Source organism: Acetobacter sp. AN02 (genome assembly GCF_029759835.1).
Lineage (GTDB): Bacteria > Pseudomonadota > Alphaproteobacteria > Acetobacterales > Acetobacteraceae > Acetobacter.
This window is the reverse complement of record NZ_JAJJND010000022.1, coordinates 1-23,970: the sequence shown is the minus strand read 5'-3', so window position 1 is coordinate 23,970 and position 23,970 is coordinate 1. Positions and strand designations below refer to the sequence as shown.

General features: G+C 61.0%; 19 protein-coding genes. 10 read left to right on the top strand and 9 right to left on the bottom strand.

Going from position 1 to position 23,970, the window contains the following annotated elements; genetic code table 11:
• Positions 1-116: 116 nt before the first annotated feature.
• On the bottom strand, positions 117-1,547 hold the full coding sequence (locus tag LOC54_RS04400) for a calcium-binding protein (RefSeq protein ID WP_279312620.1): 1,431 nt from the start codon (positions 1,545-1,547) through the stop codon (positions 117-119).
• 289 nt (positions 1,548-1,836) lie between these two features.
• Between LOC54_RS04400 and LOC54_RS04395 the strand changes: the two genes are divergently transcribed.
• Positions 1,837-4,911 (top strand): glycosyltransferase, encoded by a 3,075-nt coding sequence (locus LOC54_RS04395; protein WP_279312619.1) that lies wholly within the window; start codon positions 1,837-1,839, stop codon positions 4,909-4,911.
• 49 nt (positions 4,912-4,960) lie between these two features.
• Here the strand turns inward: LOC54_RS04395 and LOC54_RS04390 are convergent, their stop codons facing one another.
• Complete coding sequence (locus LOC54_RS04390; RefSeq protein WP_279312618.1) at positions 4,961-5,971, bottom strand: ferritin-like domain-containing protein; 1,011 nt, start codon at positions 5,969-5,971, stop codon at positions 4,961-4,963.
• Positions 5,972-6,096: 125 nt separating this feature from the next.
• The gene (locus LOC54_RS04385; protein ID WP_279312617.1) at positions 6,097-6,750 is read right to left on the bottom strand and encodes an ATP-dependent Clp protease proteolytic subunit; all 654 of its coding nucleotides are present in this window, start codon (positions 6,748-6,750) and stop codon (positions 6,097-6,099) included.
• A 212-nt stretch (positions 6,751-6,962) separates the two neighbouring features.
• Here LOC54_RS04385 and LOC54_RS04380 point away from each other — a divergent pair, with 212 nt between their 5' ends.
• Positions 6,963-8,054, top strand: a complete 1,092-nt coding sequence (locus LOC54_RS04380) for a hypothetical protein (RefSeq protein ID WP_279312616.1) — start codon at positions 6,963-6,965, stop codon at positions 8,052-8,054.
• A 106-nt stretch (positions 8,055-8,160) separates the two neighbouring features.
• On the opposite strand, the gene LOC54_RS04375 is transcribed toward LOC54_RS04380, so the two are convergent.
• The 3 genes from LOC54_RS04375 to LOC54_RS04365 are packed head-to-tail and all read right to left on the bottom strand — an operon-like array spanning position 8,161 to position 10,202.
• Entirely contained in the window at positions 8,161-8,718 is a 558-nt protein-coding gene (locus LOC54_RS04375; RefSeq protein ID WP_279312615.1) for a flavodoxin family protein, read from the bottom strand.
• Between the two features lie 31 nt (positions 8,719-8,749).
• Positions 8,750-9,346, bottom strand: a complete 597-nt coding sequence (locus LOC54_RS04370) for a YceI family protein (RefSeq protein WP_279312614.1) — start codon at positions 9,344-9,346, stop codon at positions 8,750-8,752.
• 46 nt (positions 9,347-9,392) lie between these two features.
• Positions 9,393-10,202: a class III extradiol ring-cleavage dioxygenase gene (locus LOC54_RS04365; protein WP_279312613.1), complete on the bottom strand. Its 810-nt coding sequence runs from the start codon at positions 10,200-10,202 to the stop codon at positions 9,393-9,395.
• Between the two features lie 127 nt (positions 10,203-10,329).
• Here LOC54_RS04365 and LOC54_RS04360 point away from each other — a divergent pair, with 127 nt between their 5' ends.
• Positions 10,330-11,292 carry a LysR family transcriptional regulator gene (locus LOC54_RS04360; protein ID WP_279312612.1) on the top strand — a complete coding sequence of 321 codons (963 nt, stop codon included), beginning with the start codon at positions 10,330-10,332 and terminating at the stop codon, positions 11,290-11,292.
• On the opposite strand, the gene LOC54_RS04355 is transcribed toward LOC54_RS04360, so the two are convergent.
• The 3 genes from LOC54_RS04355 to dnaG all read right to left on the bottom strand — a co-directional run bounded on the left by LOC54_RS04355 (position 11,261) and on the right by dnaG (position 15,830).
• Positions 11,261-11,827, bottom strand: a complete 567-nt coding sequence (locus LOC54_RS04355; RefSeq protein ID WP_279312611.1) for an N-acetyltransferase — start codon at positions 11,825-11,827, stop codon at positions 11,261-11,263. The two genes, LOC54_RS04360 and LOC54_RS04355, sit on opposite strands and share 32 nt — an antisense overlap.
• A gap of 14 nt (positions 11,828-11,841) precedes the next feature.
• Positions 11,842-13,806, bottom strand: coding sequence for an RNA polymerase sigma factor RpoD (gene rpoD, locus LOC54_RS04350; RefSeq protein WP_279312610.1), 1,965 nt, complete (start codon positions 13,804-13,806; stop codon positions 11,842-11,844).
• 149 nt (positions 13,807-13,955) lie between these two features.
• Positions 13,956-15,830 (bottom strand): DNA primase, encoded by a 1,875-nt coding sequence (dnaG, locus tag LOC54_RS04345; protein WP_279312609.1) that lies wholly within the window; start codon positions 15,828-15,830, stop codon positions 13,956-13,958.
• Positions 15,831-16,304: 474 nt separating this feature from the next.
• On the opposite strand from dnaG, the gene LOC54_RS04340 reads away from it, so the two are divergent.
• From LOC54_RS04340 to LOC54_RS04310, 7 genes are all read left to right on the top strand, one after another.
• Positions 16,305-17,540 (top strand): acyl-CoA dehydrogenase family protein, encoded by a 1,236-nt coding sequence (locus LOC54_RS04340; protein ID WP_279312608.1) that lies wholly within the window; start codon positions 16,305-16,307, stop codon positions 17,538-17,540.
• A complete protein-coding gene (locus tag LOC54_RS04335; RefSeq protein ID WP_279312607.1) occupies positions 17,537-18,964 on the top strand; it encodes an NtaA/DmoA family FMN-dependent monooxygenase in 1,428 nt (475 codons plus the stop codon). Before LOC54_RS04340 ends, LOC54_RS04335 begins: the two co-directional genes overlap by 4 nt.
• A complete protein-coding gene (gene ssuD / locus LOC54_RS04330) occupies positions 18,961-20,124 on the top strand; it encodes an FMNH2-dependent alkanesulfonate monooxygenase (RefSeq protein WP_279312606.1) in 1,164 nt (387 codons plus the stop codon). Before LOC54_RS04335 ends, ssuD begins: the two co-directional genes overlap by 4 nt.
• On the top strand, positions 20,124-21,539 hold the full coding sequence (locus LOC54_RS04325; protein WP_279312605.1) for an FAD/NAD(P)-binding protein: 1,416 nt from the start codon (positions 20,124-20,126) through the stop codon (positions 21,537-21,539). Before ssuD ends, LOC54_RS04325 begins: the two co-directional genes overlap by 1 nt.
• A gap of 2 nt (positions 21,540-21,541) precedes the next feature.
• Entirely contained in the window at positions 21,542-23,038 is a 1,497-nt protein-coding gene (locus LOC54_RS04320) for an MFS transporter (RefSeq protein ID WP_279312604.1), read from the top strand.
• Complete coding sequence (locus LOC54_RS04315) at positions 23,035-23,556, top strand: flavin reductase (RefSeq protein ID WP_279312603.1); 522 nt, start codon at positions 23,035-23,037, stop codon at positions 23,554-23,556. The genes LOC54_RS04320 and LOC54_RS04315 overlap by 4 nt, the downstream gene beginning before the upstream one ends.
• Positions 23,557-23,713: 157 nt before the next feature.
• Positions 23,714-23,899, top strand: coding sequence for a hypothetical protein (locus tag LOC54_RS04310; protein WP_279312602.1), 186 nt, complete (start codon positions 23,714-23,716; stop codon positions 23,897-23,899).
• The last annotated feature ends 71 nt before the right edge of the window (positions 23,900-23,970 follow it).

The window sequence follows — 23,970 nt, the reverse complement described above, 5'->3', positions numbered from 1 at the left end:
TCGTTTTTTCCCGATTTTCCAGGGCAGTAAGGTTCTGTTCTCTCGCATATTCCGGGAATAAAAAAAACCGGCCCCTTTCGGGGCCGGCCTTTTCCGAAACTTCCAGAAGGAAAATATCAGGCAAAGAAGTCAGACTGGTTCAGACTGGTCACGTTCTGGAACGTGATGCGGCTGTTATCGCTCAGCTGGATGGTCGTGCTGCCACCCGTAGCCTGAGCCGTACCCAGAGCATTCTGAACCTCGTTAGCACCATAGCCATACAGGAAGACAACGTTGCCAGAAGCCGCATTGAAGTCTGTGATCGTGTAGTTGCCGCCGGCAACGCCGTCACGGAAGGCGAAAACGTTGGATGCGCCTGAACCACCCGTCAACGTGGCATCGCCTACACCGGCCGCAAGCGTATCAGACGCCGTGCCACCGATGAACACCTGACTGCCAGAGTAGAGATTCGTATTACCGAACGCAACGAGCCCATTCTGGGAATTCGCACCGTCTAGGGTCTCGTTGCCAGAGTTGGCAACAAACATCAGCGAAGCCGTCGGGTTAGTCGTCGTGCTGTTGGTAATAGCGTCTAGACCGCCCGCACCGAAGATCGTGCCGCCTGCAGCCGTGATCGTCGTCTGACCCGTGCCGTTAAGGAAGGACAGAGCACCGCCCGTGCTGATACTGCCGCCGTTCGTAAGAGCGACGGTCGCATCACCGGATGCGCTGATCGTGTCGTTCGTGCCGCCGGCAACGGTGCCAGAAGTTCCGCCCAGAGCGATCGTGCCGGTCGTGCCGCCAAGAACCGTGGAGGCACCACCAACCGTAATCCGGTTGTTGGCCGACTCGTCATGAACAAATGCACTGGAACCGATCTGAACCGTGGATTTACCACCCAGCAGGTTGACATGCTGATCGGAGGCCGTACCGACGATCGTGTCGTTGCCGGTGGAATTCACCGTAGACAGACCGTTATTCAGGATGATCGTATTTTCACCAGCACCTGCAGCAATGCTATTAGAGCCGTTACCGGCAATCACCGTATCATTGCCGTCGCCTGTCGTGACAGACCAGCCAGAAGCACCGGACTGCGTTCCACCGATGAACATATTGTCACCTGTGCCCGCAACATACGTACCACCCGAACTGCCTGCGGTAAGAACCGCACCATTGCGGGAACCACCCTCAACGCTGATCTGCTTCGCTGTGGAGCCTGCAACGTCAATGTACACAGGCTCACCAAGCGTGTTGCTTGACACGTCGCCCGGCGCACCAAAAGTAACATAACCGGTATTCCCGCTGACAACGTATGCGCCACCAGTCGTTATTACACCGTATGTGCTGGAGCTAGAGTCGGTAGGCGTATTCACACTCCGGAGAAGAGTCTGTGATGAGGCCGAACTCTGAGAAAGAACTTGCCCAGTAATCGATTTACTCGCCAGACCGGCAGCCAGAACATCACTGTACTGGGTGATCATCGTGCCGAGCGAACCCGTCGCTGCACCATCGACCGTCACGTTAATGGTACTGCCAGCGCTGGCTCCCACCACGGTTACAATTGCCATAACCAAAAATCCTCAAGAACTGAGTTCATCCAAGCGGCAGTCCGGAGCGGAACCGTCGACATACAAGATACCTTCGATCTTGTATGTCAAAATCATGTCTGCGCGCAAACAGAATCTCATCCGGAGACAGAAAAAAACACAGCCGCGCCACGCTTTATCCCGCTTTAGCTCTCGCTTCCCCGCAAAGCCGGACCTATATGAGTAATGACGTGGGATTCACAAAGAAATATTATTTAAAATCAACAGCCCGTCCATCTCCGGGATCGGGCATCCAGACGGATCACAGCTCTTGCCCTCCTCCAGTTCCTCTCTCCCCGATCCGGCAACCGCCTCCCTTCTCTCCCCCGACGTGGCAGAATTATCACAGCTTCTGAGAGAGCCCCCGTCCCTCCGCACCGATCCGGCCGCCTGCAGCGCCCTGCCCCTTCTCTCATGGATTCTCCGCCATCTGCCCCCCCGCCGGTGCCTGCTCGCAGACACCGATGAAGCTGTCGCGGAGCTGATCCGCCGGGCAGACTCGGAACTTGCCCTGGGCCTTGAAACCGGACGACCCGCGGCGGACGGCACGCTGCCGGATCATGCCGGATTCGATCTGATCGTCGCGCACGCCGCCCGCCACGCGCCGGACCGGCTGTCCGCACTGACGCAGCGCCTCGAATCCTCCGGCCTTCTGCTGCTGATCGCCGGCTCACAGGGGACAAGAGATGTATCTCTTCCTGAGGACATCATCTCCCTGCCTTTCCCCGGAGACCCCGGGCCGGCCCTCTTCGCCAGACTCCCCCTTTCTCCGGCCACGGCTCTGCTGGCGGGACACCCTCCCGGAGACCGGGAAACCGGAATCCGCCTCCGCACGCGCTTTGCCGCTGCCGGGGAACGCTGGGCTCTCGAAGCCAGACTGCATCAGGAACGGGAGCACCTGGGCAAAGCGGAAGCCCGTCTGATCGAAACCCGCCGCGAACTCTCCTCATGCTCCAGTCAGCTGCTGCGCGCAGACGAGGCAGCACGAAGGGCAGAATCAGACGCAGATATCCTCCGCAGCAAAATCGCGGAACTGAACGGCGAGAAAACAGCCCTTGAAGCAGACAGGGCCGCCGCAGGAACACGCATTGCGGAACTGAACGAATGGACGGCCCGGGCCACGGCCGTCATGAGCCGGCAGAGCGCGACGCTGGAACGATTCAGTGCGGAAATCCGGACCCGGGATGAGGCCCTGACAGCGCTTCGCGACTTCCTCTCGGCCCCCGGGAGCATGTTCCGCCGTATCGCGCGTGCCGCGCTGCGGCCCGGCCTCGCCCCGTTCGTGCCGGACCTGCCCCCTGCGCCCGACACTCCCGAACCCTGCCCGCCGCCGCCCTGCCTCCTGCCACAGCCTCCCGCTCCTGCCATCGAGCCCCCCCGGCAGCCCGCACTGCTCCCGGACGCCTTCCTCCGGCGAAACGTGCTGTTCGTCTCCGGAGAGCCGACAACCCCCGGCACGATCTACCGCTGCACCCGCAATGCCGCCGCCTGCGCGATGGCCGGACATGAAACCCGGACCCGCGACTGCGCCGCCGTCAGCCCCGATGATCTGAAATGGGCGGATGTCGTCATCCTCTGGCGCGTCGAATACAGCGAACACGTCCATATCCTCACCTCCCTGGCCCGGGAATACGGCGCGAAAATCGTCTTCGATACGGATGACCTCGTCTTCCTCCCCGCGCTGGCCAGCGTCGCGATCATCGACGGTATCCGCACCATCGGCGCAACGGAGGAAGGCACCCATCGCATGTTCTCCAACATGCGCAGAACCCTCGACGCCTCCGATGCCTGCACCGCCTCCACGGACGTCCTCGCAACACATATGAGGCGTATCCGGCAGCTTGCCTGGACGCTGCCAAACATCTTCGACCAGGAAACGCTCCGCCGCAGCAGACGCGCCTTCCGCCTGCACGAAAAGACCGGCAGGGACGGACTGCTCCGCATCGGCTATACCTCCGGCACCCGGACGCATCAGAGAGATTTCGGACTGGTCTGCGGCGTCCTCGCCCGGCTGATGCGCGCCAGACCCGAACTTCGCCTGGTGCTGTTCCGGGAAAAGGCAAACCGGCAGCCGATCCTGCTGATGGACGAATTCCCCGAACTGGCCCTCGTGCAGAACCAGATCGAATGGCGCGATGTCGTGCAGCTCCCGGATCTGCCGGATGAATTCGCACACTTCGACATCTCCATCGCCCCGCTGGAATCGGACAACGTCTTCTGCGAGGCCAAAAGCGAGATCAAATACATGGAAGCCGCCCTCGCAGGCGTTCCCTCCGTAGTCTCCCCGACAGCCCCCTACCGTGCAGCCATCGAAAACGGCGTGACCGGCTTCCTCGCGCAGAGCGAAGCGGAATGGGAAGACGCCCTGACCCGGCTTCTGGATGATCCGGACCTGCGCGCACGTATGGCCCGCAACGCATACCACGACGTCCTGTGGCGCTTCGGCCCCTGGCGTCAGGCCCGCACCTTCGGCACCGTCATCGCCGGACTGGGCGGCGGAGAGGAAGCCACCCGCGCCGCGGAACTCCAGCTTCTGCGCGCCGCGCATCCGCTCCGCCCCCTGCCCGTCATCCCGGACTCGGAAACGCTCTTCCATCACGACGCCCTGGGCGAGGCCGAGGTCACGATCCTCATCACCTGCTACAACTACGCAGAGCACATCACGGAGGCGCTCGACTCCGCCCGGGCACAGACCCTGGAACAGCTCGATCTGATCGTGGTGGATGACGGCTCCTCAGACGACTCCGTCGCGCTGATCCTCTCCTGGGCAAAGCACCACGCCAGCCGCTTCAACCGCCTGCTGGTCCTGCGTTCCGTCACGAATGCCGGGCTCGGCGGCGCCCGCAATATCGGCGTGTCCGCCAGCCGGACGCCATATTTCCTCTCGCTTGATGCCGATAACCGCCTGCTGCCCGATGCCTGCACCGCCCTGCTGAGCGCCGCCGGTCCCATGACCGCCTATGTCTGGCCATTGCTAAGGCAGTTCGGACCGGGCGGACATCACGCCGTCATGGGCGACGCCCCGGAGCAGCCCCTGCGCCTGCAGGACGGGAACTATATCGATGCAATGGCGCTCGTCGCCGTCTGGGCCTGGGCAGCCTGCGGCGGATATTACGTCAGCCGGGACGCCATGGGCTGGGAGGATTACGACCTCTGGGCAGGCTGCACCGAACTCGGCCTGCACGGCGCGCATCTGCCGGAAATCGTTGCGGAATACCGCGTACACGGCAGTTCCATGACCAACAGCGTCACGGAGAAAATCCGGCACAAGGCCCGGGTCGTGGATCACATCCTCGCACGCCATCCCTGGCTGGACGTGCATCCCGAAGCCTCGGCCCGCAGCTGAAAACCGGACCGCCGCAGGGCATCACAACCCCGCGGCGCGGAAAAAACAGTCAGGCCGCCGCCGTCTTCAGCGCGGAGCCGCCCGGACGCTTACCGAACAGACCCAGCACGAACACCAGTGCCTTCGCGATGGCCGGCGTGGTGGTCGGACGGACCAGCCGTTCGTCATACCCGGAAAAGCGGCGCTCATCCTCACTCAGACACAGCTGCAGGAAATCCGGCAGGGACAGGTCATCCGCGCTCATATCCTTCGCGCCGCTGACCGTAAAATTATTGTCCTGGGTATGCTCAACCCCGTCAGCATCGACAGACCGGGCAAGACCGATCCGCTCCCAGGCAAGGAAAGCCCAGACAGCCACGACCTTCGCCTCAAACCACGGGCGACGCCACAGCGGCATCGTCGCGCGATACCAGGCCAGCCAGTTCGCAAACAGCAGGATATGGCGGCATTCCTCCTGCATCACGGGCTCGAACGTCTCGATCAGCTCAGGCGGAAAGAAACCGGAATCCTCAGCCACCCGGAACAGGCCGAACGCGAAGAAACTGTCCACACATTCGGAAAATCCGGTCACCAGATAGGCCCACTCGACATCATCCGGCTCGATATAGGGCGGCTCCGGAGCCATCTCGATGCCATAGGCCTCGACAAGGCGCGACAGAACCTCCTTATGGCGATTCTCTTCCCAGGCATTGCGGGAAATCGCATCCTTCATGTCCGGATCGTCAATCACACGGGCATACGCAGCCATACGCAGCCGGGCCTTGCCCTCCGTCTGCACCGCAATATCCCAGATCGGAAGGGACGTGATGCGCCTGAGCGTCTGCGGATCAAGCTCCGGCCAGTCAATCACGGACGGCTTATAAGGATTGAAGGTCTCGCGGAACATATCCGCCACCGCCTTCTTGTGCTCCGGGGAACCCGGGCGCAGCGGACCGGGGATGGAGGAACTCCAGTGGCGGGCACGCCGGTCTGCCTCAGCCACATCCTCCGGCGTCATCGGCTTCGGAAGATCGTCAATATTGTCAGGAAGCCTGGAATAGATATCGCTCAGTGCCGTCATGACCCGTCTCACCTCTTTCTGCGCAGGGCGCGCAGTCCGTAAACGGATCGGGCCACACACCTCAGATTCAGCACGCGGACGGGGCACGCCTCCGATCCGGAAGCCACCCCCGCCCCACGGCCGGATTAGCTGACTTCGGACAGGCTCGAAATGATCCTGGTCACAAGCCCGTAGGAAATCGCCTCCTCACCGGACATCCAGTGATTGCGGTCCGTGTCCTTGCAGATCTTCTCATAGGTCTGCCCGGTCTCACGCGCGAACAGACGGTTCAGACGCTCACGCATCTTCAGGATCTCACGCGCCTCGATATCAATATCCGTCGCCGGACCACGCACGCCGCCCATCGGCTGATGCAGCAGGAAACGCGTGTTGGGCAGACAGAAACGACGGTCCTTATGACCCGCCGCAAAAATCAGCGCGCCCGCAGATGCGACCCAGCCCGTCCCGATCACGTTCACGGGCGCGATGCCGTCAACAAAACGGATCATGTCATGAATCGTATCGCCGCTCTCGACATGACCGCCAGGCGAATTGACATACACGTTGATCGGCTTGTCAGACGTCCCAGCCAGAGCCAGAAGACGGCCCGTCACATCACGGGCGATCTTGTCGTTGATCCCGCCGAAAATCAGAACGGAACGCTGGTCAAACAGACGCTTCTCCAGCTCGCTGACCGGAGAGGAAAGCGTCTTGTTCTCATCGGCTTCCTTCCCGTCGGGAGCATCCTCGGGGGCCGGAATGTCGGGGTTGTCGTCATCCATCCTGATCATGCCCGTCATCCGGGTAACTCCTGTTTCATATCGAACCGTCATCTGTCTATCCTGCTCCGCCCCGACCGCAAAGCCCCCGGTTCCGTCAGGACACACCTGCCGGAACCGGAAGGCACCTGCCCCCCCCGGGGCAGACTGCAGGCATTTATATAGTGCGACCGGCACGAATTTCACGTCCGGGAATTTCACTCGGCACGCAGATGGTCTAGACAGGGCGGATAATGAGACCGCACCCGTCGTCCTCCCGCGCCCGCAGGCCCGCACATCATCCCGCCCTCCTGTCCGGCGGGGCGATGATCTGCCTCAGCCTCCTCGGAGGATGTCAGCACCGGGACCCGGCACAGCTGGCCATGGACACGTTCCATCAGGCCGAGGGCGGACTGGTCGCGCAGCAGCGCCTGCCGCCGCCGGGACAGAACCAGCCCTATCCCAAAATCGGTCTCACCCCGTCGACACGGCCCGTCCTGCCCTCACAGGAGCTGCGTGACTCCATCACGAACCACCTCGTGACGGCCCGGAACTACACCCATCGCGTGGAAGCGCAGAACGGCTCGCTCGTGCCGGACTTCCCGCCGCCGCCGCCCGGACAGCCCGCCGCGCAGAAACCTAGCTCCGGCACGGCTCCTCCGGCCGCAGGCACACCCGCGACAGGCACCCCGCCCGTCATGTCCGCAATGCTGAATGCCGCAGGGCAGGATCCGACCCCTCCGGCTGCACAGACCTCTGCCGCAGGCCAGACACCGGCTCCGCAGGCTCCGGCTTCTGCACCGGCACCAAAGCCCGCCGCCACACAGACCCGTGCCGCCCCTGCCGGAACCCGTAAGGTCACGACCGAACAGGACGAGCCGGAACTGCAGATCCCGGACCTCTCCACCGGAATCGCAAAGCGCGAAACCACGACCACGGGCGCCCTGCCGGAAATCCCCGCAGGACCGCCGCCCGCACCCGTCGTGCCCGGTATGATCATCCCGGCAGACAACGCCGTTCCGGACCCGGTCCGCCCGGCCTATGATCTGTCTGCAAAGGACGGCACCCGGTTCCACTTCATGGCCGGTTCAGACCAGCTCGCACCCGGCCAGGACAACATCCTGACCAAGGTCGTGAACTCCCGCAGAAACGCAACGCTGTTCGTCTTCGGAAGCGGTGGTGCCGTCACGATGAGCGCAGCCGATCAGGCACGCGCGATCGAACTGGCCCTGCTGCGGGCCAGAACCCTGGCGGACGCCCTGATCCGCCGCGGCGTCCCGCCGCAATCCGTAAAGATCAGAGCGGAATCCTTCGGCTCCGGCGCACGGGTCAGCACGCGCGGCTGATCCCCGTCCGCCCTCCGGATACAGAAAAAGGGAGGCCAGGCATCCCCTCATCCGCAACCGGTCCCGGACAGAGGCCGCAGCCCCTGCCCATATCCGTCAGAGTATCTCAGGCCAGCGTATAGCGGCCGGAAACCTCGGCAATACGGCGGCCGAACTCCACGGCGGTCTTCAGACCACCTTCAGGAATCTCGTCCACACTCGCATCAGACGGAGACTGCACCAGCAGACCCACAGACCCGCCCAGCTGGTTCACATCAGCAGAGGTAGCAGCCTTCGTGTTGCTCGGCAGCATTCCGAGGCTGATCCACACACCGCCATGCTGAGAGGCCAGAATCTGAAGGGACTCAATCGTCAGGGTCTTGTCACCGACCGGACTGGCGCTGTTGCTGAATCCCGCGAACAGCTTGTTCTGCCATCCGCGCGTATACCAGATTTTCGAAGTCGCCTCGGCAAATTTACGAAACTGCCAGGACGAGTTCCCCATATAGGTCGGTGAACCGAACACGATGGTCTTCGCCGCGTTGAGCGTATCCCATCCCTCGGCGGAAATCTCTCCCTGCGCGTCGATCTCGATCAGCGCCGCTCCGGCACCCTCCGCAACCAGACCGGCGATTCGCTTCGTGTGGCCGTAGCCGGAGTGGTAGACAACAGCAATTCCAGACATCAGATCTCTCCTTTATGAATAAATATCAGGATCAGGCCTGCTTCTCGAATGCACCGGCAATCTTCAGCTCCACCTCGTCACCGATCAGGGGCACATAGGTCTTCACGCCGAATTCGCTGCGTCTGATCGTCATGCTGCCCTCAAAACCGATCGTATAGGCCTTGTTCATCGGATTGGTGCCTGCACCGATGAAATGTGCCTTCAGTGTCGCAGGCTTCGTCACGCCATGCAGGGTCAGATTGCCCTCAATCACAGCGTCTCCAGCAGCACCCGGAACGACATGCGTGGATACGAACTTCGCCTCGGGATATTTCGCGGCATCCAGCCAGTCCTTGTCCTTCAGCTCACCCGTCAGCCTGTCGCTGGTGGTCTGCACGCTGGACACCGGAATCGTAACCGAAAGCTTCGCCGAAGCCGGTGCGGACGGGCTGAACACCAGAGATCCGGATGCCTGAGAGAACAGACCGGTGTAATTCGTAAAGCCCATGTGCAGGACACTGAAAACCACCTGCGTATGACCCGGCTCGGCCTTGTAGGTGCCGGCCTGCACATCGACAGGAACCGGAGCCGCCATCGCCGTGCCGGACAGGAAAGCTGCGGACAGAGCCGCAAGAACCGTTTTTTTCATCGTCTGTCTTCCTTGTTTTACCAGTATGCGGGAAAAACGGCCGGTCTCATCCGAAGCGGATACCGGACATCGCCTTTCCCAGAACCTCTTCGCTGTAGTCCCGGACACCCAGGTCCTGACCCGCAGCTCCGGCCGCCACCATCAGCGGCAGAAGATGCTCCTCACGCGGATGACACAGCCGCGCCGCAGGAGCTTCTTCCCAGTGCCGCAGCTTCTCATCCCGCACGGCGGGAGAAGCCTCGGCCGCTCCGGCCAGCCAGTCATCAAACTGCTGTGCCGCCTCCGTCACGCGCTGATCCTGAGACCAGAACAGACGCAGGTTATGAAAATTCATCCCGGTCGTGACGATCAGGATATTCTCGTCCCTCAGCGATTCCAGCGCCTGCCCGATCCTCAGATGCTCCCCCGGAGACAGGTTTTCCTGCAGGGACAGTTCCACAACAGGAATATCCGCCTCAGGAAACGCTACCAGAAACGGCACGAACACGCCGTGGTCCAGTCCGCGCTCCGCATCCTCCGCACTGCTGATCCCGGCCGCATCCAAAAGCCCGCGCACCCGCGCCGCCAGCGCGGGCGAGCCGGGCGCGGGATATTTCAGATGATAGGTGTGCTCGGGAAAGCCATAATAATCGAACAGAAGGGACGGAACCGGAGAGGTCGTGACCGTCGGCACCTTCGTTTCCCAGTGCCCGGAGACCACCACAATACCCGCAGGACGCTGCGGAAGACCCGGCGCGATGCTCCGCAGATAATCCGCCATCCCGTCCCACTCCGGCTGGTCCATGAAAAAGCATGGACCACCCCCGTGCGGCAGAAACAGAACCGGCTGGCGCGTGCCTGCTGTCTGAGTTTCCATGTCCTCACCTCCTGATCGGGCAGGCGCACCGGTCGGTCCGCTGCCTGTGTCTGAACGGAAGATGATCCCGTATCATCTGTATGATAATATGCTCATACAGGAATTCATATCCAACCATGAGTGTGAGATGCCGGATAAACTGACAGGCATGCAGGTCTTCGTCCGCGTGGCAGCCCTGGGCAGCTTTGCCGCAGCCGGACGCGAGGCCGGACTGTCCCAGACAATGGTGACACGCCATATCGCCGCGCTAGAGGACCAGCTCGGCACGGCTCTGTTCCATCGCAGCACAAGGCGGCTTTCCCTGACGGAAGCCGGACGGATTTTTCTCGAAGGCTGCCAGAAGATACTCAGCGATCTGGACGAGGTGGAACAGAATGTCAGCGCCCAGCGCCTGGAACCGCGCGGCCATCTGCGCCTCAACGCTCCCGTCTCCTTCGCCATAAGACATGTCGCACCGCTTCTGCCCGAGTTCTCGCGACTCTGGCCCCATGTGCAGGTGGAACTCGGACTGAACGACCGGATCGTGGATCTGATCGATGAAGGCTGGGATCTGACACTGCGCATCCGGCAGCAGATGCCAGCCAGCACGCTGCGCACCCGCACGCTGGCCGGAATCCGCTTCGTCCTCTGCGCGGCCCCCTCCTACCTCGCACGCTGCGGCACTCCGCATCGTATCGATGACCTGAGCCGTCATAACTGCCTGGGCTATACGCTCAGCACCTCTCTTGGTCCCAGCCTGTGGAGCTTCGGAGGACGATCGCGCCCGTCCGTACCCGTCTCCTGCACCCTGCTCGCTAATAACGGGGACTTACTGCGTGAAGCCGCAATCGCAGGCATGGGGATTATCTATCAGCCGGTCTTTATGGTGGATGAGGAACTCCGCCGCGGCACGCTGCAGGAGCTTACACTCGATCATCCGCTGATCGACCCGCTCCTGCTCTCGGCAGTGCGCCCCGCATCCTCGTCCATGCCGCTGAAGGTCCGGGTGATGATCGATTTTCTGGCCGGAAAATTCTCGCCCGTCCCCCCTTGGGAACAGAACCTTCCGACCCCGCCGCTCAGGTCAGATGAGCCGGACGCCGGAGACTGAACACAGCCGGAATATCCCAGCTTTCCCGCACGACACGGATTACGCTGAATCCCTCGGACAGATAAAGCGGAAGCGCCCGCGGATGATCAGCCGTGCAGGTATTGACCGTCACCCGCTCTGCCCCCAGAGACCACGCCTCATCAATTGCGGTGCGGAGAAACTGCCGCCCTGCGCCACGGCCAAGGGCACCGGGCAGCAGCCCGAAATAGGCAATATTGACACTGCGCCGGGCATGAATCTGATCGAGTTCATAAAATCCGCGCACAGCCGCTCCCTCCCGCAGAAGGGTGATATGCGTCGTCGGCCTCTCCAGAATACGGGACAGGTCATGATCCGGCAGAACAAGCCGCATCCACCAGCACCACTCCCGCCCGACACCTGTGTAAAGCGTCCGATATTCCTCAAGGCCAAGCCGCACATCATGCTCTGTCCGCAGACCCGGCGGCATGATCGCCCGCTCCCGGACCGGCGGGGCCGTCATCTCCAGGAACGTGACATCCACCTCAAGATGCGTCAGCGGAGTCTCTGCGGACATAGCCGTAGACGTTATCAGTTGTCGTCCAGGAAGGACCGCAGCTTGCGGCTGCGGCTCGGATGCTTGAGCTTGCGCAGCGCCTTCGCCTCGATCTGACGAATACGCTCACGAGTCACGTTGAACTGCTGACCAACCTCCTCCAGCGTATGATCAGTGTTCATACCGATACCAAAGCGCATGCGCAGGACACGCTCCTCACGCGGCGTGAGAGAGGCCAGAACCCGCGTCGTCGCCTCACGCAGATTGGTCTGAATGGCCGCATCAAGAGGAATGACCGCCGTCTTGTCCTCAATAAAGTCGCCCAGATGACTGTCTTCCTCGTCACCTATCGGCGTCTCGAGCGAGATCGGCTCCTTGGCAATCTTGAGAACCTTGCGGACCTTCTCCAGCGGCATCCCCAGCTTCTCAGCCAGCTCCTCCGGTGCAGGCTCACGCCCGATCTCATGCAGCATCTGCCGGGAGGTGCGGACAAGCTTGTTGATCGTCTCGATCATATGCACCGGAATACGGATTGTGCGCGCCTGATCCGCAATGGAACGCGTGATCGCCTGCCGTATCCACCAGGTCGCATAGGTCGAGAACTTATAACCGCGACGGTATTCGAATTTATCGACCGCCTTCATCAGGCCGATATTGCCTTCCTGAATCAGATCAAGGAACTGAAGGCCGCGATTGGTATATTTTTTCGCAATCGAGATCACGAGACGCAGATTGGCCTCGATCATCTCCTTCTTCGCGCGCGCGGCATCCCGCTCGCCACGGGCAACCGTCGCATAGACGCGGCGGAACTCACCCACGGACAGCCCCGTCCGATGCGCGAGATCCGCAACCTGACTGCGCAGCGTCTCGACATCCGTGCCGTGTCTGGCAACGAAGTTCTTCCAGGACTTCCCGGGCAGCGCAGACACCGTGCCGACCCAGCCCGGATCGAGCTCGTTGCCACGATATTTCAGCAGGAAGTCATCACGCGAGACCCGGCAGCTTTCCGCCAGCCGCAGCATCCGTCCCTCGAGCACGTTCAGCCCGCGGAACATCTCCTTAAGCTGAAGAACAAGCTCCTCAATACGGTTGTTATGCAGATGAATCTGCTCAACCTTCGTCACCAGCTCACGCCGCAGCTTCAGATAGGCATCCTCGGTCTTCTCTGAATTTTCCTCGCCGCTGGTCAGCGCACCGATGCGCTTCTCCTGCAGACGACGCAGCTTCGTATAAAGCGGCTCGATCTCATCAAGCAGCTCAAAGATTTCCGGCTTGAGCTTCTCCTCAAGAGCAGAAAGGGAAAGGCCGCTGCCCTCCTCCTCCATCTCGCCGTCTTCTGACTCCTCCGTCTCATCAGCCTCGGACTCTCCGCCCTCAGCCTCGTCAACCGGAACATCTCCATTCGCACCGGACTGCATCGCCTCAAGGTCAACGATGTCGCGCAAAAGCATGTCGCCAGCCTTGAGACGCTCATGCCAGGCCACGATCGCATGGAACGTCAGGGGACTCTCGCACAGGCCGCCGATCATCTCGTTCCGGCCGGCCTCGATGCGCTTGGCAATCGCTATCTCGCCCTCGCGGGAGAGCAGTTCAACCGCACCCATCTCACGCAGATACATGCGGACGGGATCGTCGGTCCGGCCGATATTCTCGCTGACATTCCCCGAAGGGCTGCCCTCGCTGCTTTCGGCCTCCGCTTCCTCTTCTTCCTCGCTGCCGGACTCCCCGTCCTTCTCGGCGTTCTCGGAGTCCTCGTTCTCCTCGCTCTCAACCACCTGAATGCCCATCTCGGACAGGACAGCCATCACGTCCTCGATCTGCTCGGAGGACATCTGATCCTGAGGCAGCACCGCATTCAGCTCGTCAAAAGTGATGTAGCCGCGCTCACGGCCCTTCGCAATCAGCCTTTTGACAGCCGCGGACTGCGTGTCCAGAAGGCTGGAATCGCCATCCGTATCAGCAGTGGCAGCAGCGGAACCGGTAGCGGTTTTGGTTGCCATATCGAGCACAGTCTCCCCGCCATGAGCCGCCGTTGTCACAACGCACCCATCGGCAAATACGATCAGATAAAGAAAGAGGCAGCGTGGAGGTGGTCCATCCCACCTCCTGAGTCAAGCCCCTGTTACTTTTCTGCAACAGTCAGCAAAAGTTACAGGCCGCTGTCGGCGCGCCTCAGGCGCTCCGCAGCCTCCAGCCTCGGGCTCAGTCTCTGCCAGGCTTCCGCATCAGGCGGATTCGTTACCATCAGCAACGTCTCCTTCTCAACTTCCTCCAGAAAAACCCGTCTGTTCAGCATTCCGAAAAAATGCCACCACCGGGCTTCCGCAGAGGACCACAGAGGATCATCGTCAGACCCGGAGACCCCGGCCTGCCGCAGAAGAGCCGCACGGAGCACGTCTCCCGCCTGCATGTCCAGTCCGGCCTCTGCCAGTTTCTCCATCAGAACCCGCGCCGCATCATCGGGACGCAAACCCTGCGAAGCCCCTGAGAGACCATCTGCCGCAAAGTCCAGAACAGCCTCTCTCAGTTCTGACAGGTCGTCAGGAAGCTCCATCTGACACCATGCGTCCTCAACGGCAGACAGAATGGAAGGTTCCTGAAGGATCAGAGCCATCAGAACTGTCTGGCGACTCCGCTGCACATCCGTAACAACCTCTCTGTGTTCCGTCGGCCGGACGCCCGGACGCCCCCCGTCAGATGATCGCCATCCCGCACTCCCGGACGACCGGCCGGATCTGCGGAACGTGGCATAAAACCTGTCCAGCAGCGTGGAGCGGTATTCGGACGCCAGCGTCCTGTCCGCAATCGTCGCCGCCGCTGCCGTGAGCCTCTCCCTCAGCGCCGCACGCGCCTCCGGACCGGCATCGGGAGGCGTCCCTCCGGCCAGCAGATCGAACAGGATATCGGACAGAGGACGTGCCTGACTCAGAAGGGAAGCCATCGCCGGGGTGCCGCCGCTGCCGCGCAGCAGACTGTCCGGATCCTCTCCCTCCGGAAGCAGACACAGACGCAGCGTGCGCTCCTTGGAAATCAGCGGCAGCGCCGTCTCCGTCGCCCGCACGGCCGCCCTGCGTCCCGCCGCATCCCCGTCCAGGCACAGGACCGGCGCAGCCGCACTCTGCCACAGCATCTCAAGCTGCTCCGCCGTCAGCGCCGTACCCAGCGGCGCAACCGCCCCGCGAAAGCCCGCCTGATGCAGGGCAATCACGTCCATATATCCTTCCGCAACAATCAGATCAGGCGGCACCTCATCCCGGGATGTCCGCGGCGCCCGCAACGCAGCACGGGCACGATCCAGCCCGAACAGAAGCCGTCTCTTGGAAAACAGCCCCGTCTCCGGACCATTGAGATATTTCGGCTGACCATCCCCCATCGTCCGCCCGCCAAATGACACGATGGACCCGCGCCGGTCCCGGATCGGAAACGTCACACGCGCCCAGAACAGCTCTCCCTTCGGATGCCCGTGCTCATCAACACGCATAAGCCCGGCCTCAGCCATCATCTCCGGGGAAATCCCCTCCCGGCCAAGCATCTCCGTCAGAACCCCACGCCCCTCCGGTGCCCAGCCGAGACCGAAATCCGAAACGGTCCCGTCCGTAAGTCCCCGCCTCCGGAGATAGGCCAGCGCCTCACGTCCCGCAGGCTCCCGCAGACTGCGGACAAAAATCTGCTGCGCCGCCTCCAGCACATCCTCAAGACCACGCTTTCTGGCCACTGCCGCACGGTCTTCCTGCGTCGGCCGGGGCACATCCATCCCCGCCTCGGACGCAAGCTGCCCGACAGCCTCCGGAAAGCTCCGGCCATCCATCTGCATCACGAAGCTTATGGCATCCCCGTGCACCCCGCAGCCGAAACAGTGGAAGTGATCATCATACACGTAAAAAGAGGGAGTCTTCTCGCCATGAAAGGGGCAGCATCCCTTCCAGTTCCGCCCCGACCGCGCCAGCTTGACCCGCCGCCCGATCAGCGGAGCGAGCGGAACCCGCGCACGCAGTTCATCAAGAAAGGCAGAATCGATGGCCATGATGCCGGGACATTATCTCACGAAGCGCAGGAGGAAAGAAAAACCTGTCCCGCCGGTGTACGGGAAGGAAACATACACCCGAAAAATATGCCACATGAACAGCCCATCAGACATGTGATCAGCAGCACAAAATGTCATGACGCCGACGCTTCCGCCCGAGCAGGAAAAAACGCAGGCACAGTGATTCGGCGCGCATAACAGCCGACAGGCACGAAAAAGCAGCAGCCCTTTATCGTCAGAAAAATATATGACGCGGATCCACCTCTGCACTCCCTTTCAGCACCCTGTTCCGGATTTGTGACCCCGCAAGAGATCCGCCCCCTGTCGGGTAATGGCCGGACACTACCCCCTCCTAAAAATAACTTTTAATTATAGTGAATAATTAATTTAACAAATTTATCTGATTTTTTTATTGACCGATTTGTACGAATCAATGATGGTTTAATTACCCAACAACGATGGTAAAAAGTTATTATGACTCTCCCGCACCATGCCCCGGCGCCTGACAGTCTCGACGGAATATTTCTCGGCCATATCAACGATATTGCCCGTGGAACTGTAGAGCGCGAACACAACCGGACCCTGGCCCGCGATGCGGTTTCAGCCTTGGCCCGTGCGGGATTCGGACGTCTCCGTCTTTCTCAGGAAAAAGGCGGATCAGGAGCATCACTCCCTCAGAGCTTTCGTCTCCTGCGTAAACTTGCAGCTGCAGACTCAAATATTCCACAGATTTTCCGCGCCCATTTCGCATTCGTGGAAACACTGCGCGCCGGTCTGCCGCATGAGGAGCGCTGGCTGCAGCTGATCAGAAGCAACGCCATATTCGGTGCGGCCATGGCCGAGCGTTCAGACGAAACATCCGTAACGACCGCCGTGACCACATCGCCTGACGGGCTGCGTCTTAACGGCACCAAATACTATTCCACCGGCACATTATATGCGGACTGGATCATCGTATGGGCCTCTCAGGGTGATGAACGCGTCCGCGTGCTGGTGCCCGCCGACGCACCCGGTGTCACGCGCATTGATGACTGGGACGGATTCGGTCAGCGCCTGACCGGCAGCGGAACAACCGTTTTCGACAATGTTCCTGTCTCATCCGAGCAGATTATCGACCGGTCTCCGCCCGGAGAGACTCCTGTTCAGGCGTTTCTCGCCGCCTATTACCAGCAGTTTCACAACACGACACTCGCCGGTATCGCAGAAGCCGCACTGCGCGATGCGGTTGACTTCGTGCGCCCCCGCACCCGCGTTTTCGGCGTACCGGGAAAGGTCGTGCAGCGGGATGATCCCGTCGTGCAGGGCGTGATCGGACGACTCTCCGCCCTCGCCTTCTCCGCGGCAGCACTGGCCGATCGCGGCGCAGAGGCGCTGGCATCGGTCGAGCCGCTCTGGCTTTCAGGCCACAAGGACGATGATCGTATTGAGGCCGCCCAGGAGGACATCTTCAGGGCACAGCAGATCATCGCCCAGCAGACCCTTGAAGCCACAACCCTACTCTTTGAGGTGGGAGGCGCCTCCGCCACCTCGGAAGCGCGGCGGTTTGACCGGCACTGGCGCAATGCACGTACGCTGGCCTCCCATAACCCGGCAGCACAGCGTCAGCGGGAACTGGGCGATCTCGAACTGAATGGCACAAGGCTCTGGACGCCCTATCGGGATGCTCAGAAGCGCGTGAACCAGTCCCGTAAGACCGGAGAGGACACATGACCGCCTCCCGCAAGACGCTGCACGTCAATCTCTTCGAGATGGCCTGCGTCAGCCACATCGTCCACGGCATGTGGCGGGCACCTGGTAATAACCGGCACCGCTTCGGAGAGATGGCGTTCTGGCTAGATATCGCGCGCCGTGCGGAAAGTGCAGGTGTGGACGCGATCTTTCTGGCTGACGTCGTGGGCGTTTATGATCGCTTCGGTGGTGTGGAAGCCGCCCTGCGCCTCGGCCTTCAGATTCCCAACCTGGACCCGCTGTCCATCGTCCCCGCAATGGCCGCAGTGACCGAACACCTCGGGTTCGCCACGACATTTTCCACGACCTACGAACCCCCTTTCGCTTTTGCCCGGCGCATGAGCACGCTTGATCTGCTGACCGGCGGACGGACAGGCTGGAACATCGTCACATCCTATCTGCCCAACGCCGCACGCAACTTCGGCCTCAATGATGAGGTCCCGCACGACGACCGCTATACGCGTGCTGACGAATATCTCGAGGTACTCTATAAACTCTGGGAAGGAAGCTGGGAGAGCGATGCCATCGTCGCCGACAGGGAGGCGGATATCTTCTCCGATCCGGCACGTGTCCACCGCATTCATCACGCCGGACCCCATTTCCGCGTCGAAGGCCCGCATCTCGTGCAGCCGACGCCCCAGCGCACGCCGGTTCTGTTTCAGGCCACAGGCTCGTCCCGCGGCCTTCAGACGGCCGCACGCCATGCAGAGGCCATCTTCATCGGCGGCCGCACGCGTGATGAGGTCTGCGCCAATATTGCCAGCACCCGTGCCGCAGCGGCCCGGCAGGGGCGCGATCCGTCAGATCTGAAATTCTATGTCATGGCCGGTCTGATTGCAGGACGGACGGAAGAAGAGGCACGCAGCAAGCTGGCCCGGTACCGCACGTTCTACAGCGTCGAAGGCGCGCTGGTTCATGCACAGGCCGAGCTTGATCTGCGCGCCTATGACCGCTCCATGACGATCGCTCAGGCGCTGGAACAGTCCGGCAGTCCCTTCGGCAATATGGGCCGCCGTTTCGGAACGGAACAGACGATCGGAAACGCCATAGATCAGATAAGCACCTTTGATGAAGGACGCTTTTTCGTCGTCGGAACTCCCGAACAGATTGCAGACGCCGTGGAATCCTGGCTCGACGAGGACGGAATCGATGGCATCAACATGCGTCAGTATCATACCTTTGAAACACTGGATGATTACGCAGAGCTGATCGCCCCCGAACTGCGCCGGCGCGGTCGCCTGCCCGACCCTCCGCGTGCGGGAGAGACACTGCGGCACCGGCTGTTCGGACATGATCTTCTGCCGGAAACACATCCTGCCGCAGCCTGCCGCCCCGCAGCTCTCCGCCGCAGCACCCATGGCACAGACCTGCACACCCCCTCCAGAGCACCAGAGAATGCATCATGAGTACGCCTGACAAGATCAACGTTCTGTGGTTCCTCCCGACACACGGTGACAGCCGCTATCTGGGAACCACCGAGGGCGGACGCGCTGTCGATCTGCCTTATCTTCAGCAGATTGCCCAGGCCGCCGACAGCCTCGGCTATTACGGCGTCCTGCTGCCGACGGGCCGCAGCTGTGAGGATTCCTGGGTCGTCGCCTCATCACTCATCACATCCACATCCCGCCTGAAATTTCTGGTCGCCGTCCGTCCGGGCCTTCAGTCACCGACTCTTGCCGCACGTATGACATCCACGCTCGACCGCCTGTCGGGCGGACGTCTGCTGATCAATGTCGTGACAGGCGGTGATCCGCGCGAGAACGGCGGTGACGGCCTGTTCCTGGATCACAGGACACGATACGAGATCACCGACGAATTTCTTGATATCTACTCCAGACTGCTGCGCGGAGAGACGGTGGAGCATAAGGGGCCGCATTTCCGGATTGAAGACGGCCGCCTGCTCTTTCCGCCTTATCAGAAAAACGGACCGCCGCTGTATTTCGGCGGCTCATCCGATGAAGGGATTCAGGTTGCGGCCAGACGGATCGACAAATACCTCACATGGGGTGAACCGCCCGCACAGGTGCGCGAGAAAATCGCCCGCATGCGCGATGCCGCCGCCAAGGAAGGGCGGGAGGTCAGCTTCGGTATCCGCTTCCACGTCATTGCACGCGAAACCACGGCCGAAGCATGGGCCGCCGCAGATCGCCTGATCTCCCGGCTGGATGACGCCACCATAGCCAAAGCCCAGTCCGTGTTTGCCCGGCTGGATTCCGTCGGACAGGCCCGGATGAGCGCATTACATGGCGGCCGCAGGGACAGGCTTGAGGTCAGCCCTAACCTGTGGGCCGGTGTGGGCCTTGTCCGCGGCGGCGCGGGCACGGCGCTGGTCGGTGATCCCGCAACGATTGCCGAACGCATCGATGAATATCGCGAGGCAGGCTGCGATAGTTTCATCCTGTCAGGCTACCCGCATCTGGAGGAAGCCTACACATTCGGAGAACTGGTGCTGCCGCTGCTGCCCGTGGCACATCCGATCCGCACCGCCACAGCCTCCAGCAATATGGGACCGTTCGGAGAGACAATCGCAGGCAGCCACCGGCCGGAACAGGTTTCGGCGTCCTGATGCCACAGTCTGATCTCCACGTACGGGTTGCAGTCACGGGCGGCGGCGCAACAGGCGCCATGGTCGCCTGGCATCTGCTCCGTGCCCGTCCCGATCTGGGTGCGGACTCAGTCGCCATCATCGAACCGCGTTCCCGGCTTGGTGCAGGACAGGCATACGGCACATCCGATCCGGTGCATCGGATCAACGTCCCGGCTGCACGCATGAGCATCGATACGCAGGCTCCGGGTGATTTCAATTCATGGCTTGATCATGCCGCGCTGAAAGCAGACGACCCCGACGCCTTTACCCCGGACGGACACATCTACCCCTCACGGGCGGCATTCGGAGCCTATCTCGCCGCACGTCTCGCGCCTGAACAGAAAGCCGGACGCCTGCTTCATATCCAGGAGCGCGCAACCTCCATTCAGAAAGACGGAGACGGGTGGAAAATCACAACCGGCTCCGGCCGGAGTCTCCGTGCGGACGCCGTCGTGATCGCAACCTCCCATCTTCCCCCGTCGCTCCCGGGCCCGCTCCGCGCCATTGCGGAAGATGCACGCCTGATTACCGATCCTTGGCCTGACGGAGCGCTGGACAACATCCCGCCCGACGCCCGGATCGCGATCGCAGGCACCGGGCTGACCATGGCCGATATCGTGGCAAGCCTGACAGCACGCGGCCATCATGGCGTCATCACCGCATTCTCCCGCCGCGGTCTGCGTTCACGCGGCCACGCCGCAGGCACTCCGGCACCGGTCGGGGATTTCACCACTGATCCCGCCCGCACCGCAAATGCCATTCTGGCCCTTATCCGCAAAGCGATATCGGATAATCCGGAACATCCATGGCAGGACGTGCTGGATGCTGCCCGCAGACAGGGGCCTGCCATCTGGTCCGCGCTGCCCCTTGAGGAACGCCGCCGTCTTATCCGACATCTCCGTCCTTTCTGGGATGTACACCGGTTCCGGATCGCACCCCAGATCGAAGCCGTCCTGGATCGGAGGCTCGCAGAGAGAAGCCTGAGAATTCTTGCTGCCCGTATCGAAAATATCGAGGCTGCCTCTGATGGAATTACCCTGACCATCCGGCCCCGCAACAGCGCATCGCAGATCCTGAAGGCCGAATATGTCATCAATGCAACCGGCCCGGATCACGCAGGACTTCTCACCCGTAACGCCTGTCTGCGATCACTGCATCTGCAGGGACTGATCGAAGCCGATCCCACAGGGCTCGGTATTCATACATCCTCTGATCACAGGGCTTTTTCGAAAGGTCTTTCTCATGACCGTCTTTTTATTGCCGGTCCGATGTCGCGGGGTACATTCGGCGAACTGATGGGTCTGCCCGAAGTCACCGCCAATGCTGAATCCGTAGCCCGTGCTCTCGCGGATACCATCCCCCTTCTCCCGCAGCACACCTGCATCGGGGTATAAGAATGGCGCATGTTCAGTCTGAGACGATCCCGCCGGATCGTCCCGTCATCCGCTCGGCCGGTGATATCTCGGCCATCGTCAATCGTGGCCCCTCCGGGAAAGGCCACGCCAATACCATCGTACTTCTCGCACTTGGCGGCGTGTTTCTCGATGCCTATGATCTGACAACCCTGTCTTATGGCATCGGGGATGTTCAGAAACATTTCGGTCTGACAGACGCCCGTACAGGCCTTGTCGCCGCTGCCATGACGGCCGGCACGATCATCGGCTGTGTCGTCGGCGGCTGGCTGACGGATCGCATCGGCCGGTATGCCGTCTTCATGGCGGATATGGCATGCTTCGTCATTGCCGCTCTGGCCGCCGGTTTCGCCCCGACCGCATCCGTGCTGATCGTGGCTCGCTTCGCGATGGGCTTCGGCGTCGGTATGGACCTTCCCGTCGCCATGGCATTCCTTTCGGAATTTTCAAAACTTTCCGGAAAAGGCAGCAAGGCATCGCGTGTCGCGGCCTGGTGCCCGACATGGTATGCCGCGTCTTCCGTCTGCTTCCTGATCGTATTCGCACTCAATGCCATCACACCGGCCGATCACCCGGACTGGCTGTGGCGTGCATCACTGGCATTCGGAGCGGTGCCTGCACTGATCATCATCCTGGTCCGCAGCCGCTATATGAGTGAATCACCTGTCTGGGTCGCGCGCAATGGTGACCTCAAGAAAGCAGCGGAAATCCTGCGTGCGACACACGGCGTCGATCCCATACTGCAGGTGAGCGTCCAGCAGCCACGTCCCGAACCTCCGAAAACCTCTGCGTTATTACGCGCCCCTCTCTTAAACCGTACCATTCTGGTTTCCGGCCTGAAAATTGTAAGCGCCTATTCATACGCGACCATCGCCTTCGGGGCCCCAACGCTTCTCGCCTCCACACTTCACATCTCCCGTACCAAAGTGCTGATGATCTCGATCCTGCTCAATCTTGTCTTCGCATTTACAGGCGGCCTTATCGGTATAAGCCTCACACGCAGCTTCAGATCACGCAGCATCAACTTTGCAGGTTTTGCCGTCCAGATTGCAGGCATAGCCACGCTCGCCCTGATCGGAACACCGCATTCTTCTCCGGAAATTGTCCTGTTTATCGGCGGATTTGCAGCCTTCCTGTTCGCGCAGGGCTTTGGTCCCGGATGCCAGCAGATGGTCTATCCCACACTCAGCTTTCCGACAGAGCTGCGAGGTACCGGTATCGGCCTCACACAGATCACCTCAGGAATCGCATCAACCGTAACCCTTTGGTCATTGCCTGGTCTTTTCTCAACTCTCGGAACCAATGTGTTCTGGATCATGATCAGCGCACCGGTCATCGGTATCCTGCTGCACCTGGTCATTCGATGGGAAGTGTTCGGGTACGACCCTGACAACGATCCGGCCCTTGCCGTCCTCCGCACGCCGTCCTGCAATGCTGCCCCCCTGCCCTCCCTTTCCCTTGCACGGAGAACACCGCCATGAATGCGATCACTCATCTCACACAGAACAATATCAGGAATTCCGTTGATACCGCCTCCTTTCGTGATGCCATGTCGCTTCTGGCCAGTGCCGTAACCATCATCACCACAGACGGTCCGAACGGACGCCACGGCTTTACAGCCTCCGCCGTCAGCAGCGTATCAGATACGCCGCCGACCATTCTCGTCTGCGTCAACCGCACCAGCAGCTCTCATGCCCATCTGTTCGCCCATGGTCGTCTGGCCGTAAACATTCTTTCCGACAGCCATGACACGCTCTCCGGCCGCTTCGCCACCAGTCGTCTGAGTATGGATGAGCGCTTTTCTGAAGGAGACTGGAAACGCGGCGCCGGAGGACTGCCGGTCCTCGGTGATGCTCTGGCATCTCTGGAGTGCCGCATTGCCGATATCGCAGAAGTCGGAACGCATACGGTCATCTTCGGAGAGGTCGAGACCATTAATCTGCAGCCCGGCTCCGGCAAGGCCCTTGTCTGGTTCCGCAGACAATACGCCGCCCTCTGATTTTTTTGTCCCCATTTAACGAATTAAAATGACAGTTTCTATGAACAACGCATATAAAATTTTATCTATAACAGCCGGGAATACTCAGGATATTCATCGATGTTAATACAATATCCATTTATATTTCATGTATTTTTCTATTTGCGGAATTTCTGCCATGTTTTCCTTTTCCCGTACCGCCATCACGGCCTCAGTATCATCCAGACAGCTTGCCCTGACGGCCGGTGTATCCCTGCTCACACTCGCACAGCATCCCGGCTTTGCAGCAACCACGCGGCATCATGCTGATCGTCCCGCGGCACGAAGCACTCCTGCCATACGACAGATCGCACACAGTTGTTGATTTTCGTTGAGAACTGACCCGGGATTTTCATGAGCAATTGACCCGGCCTGATTGTGTATGTCTCCTGTTTT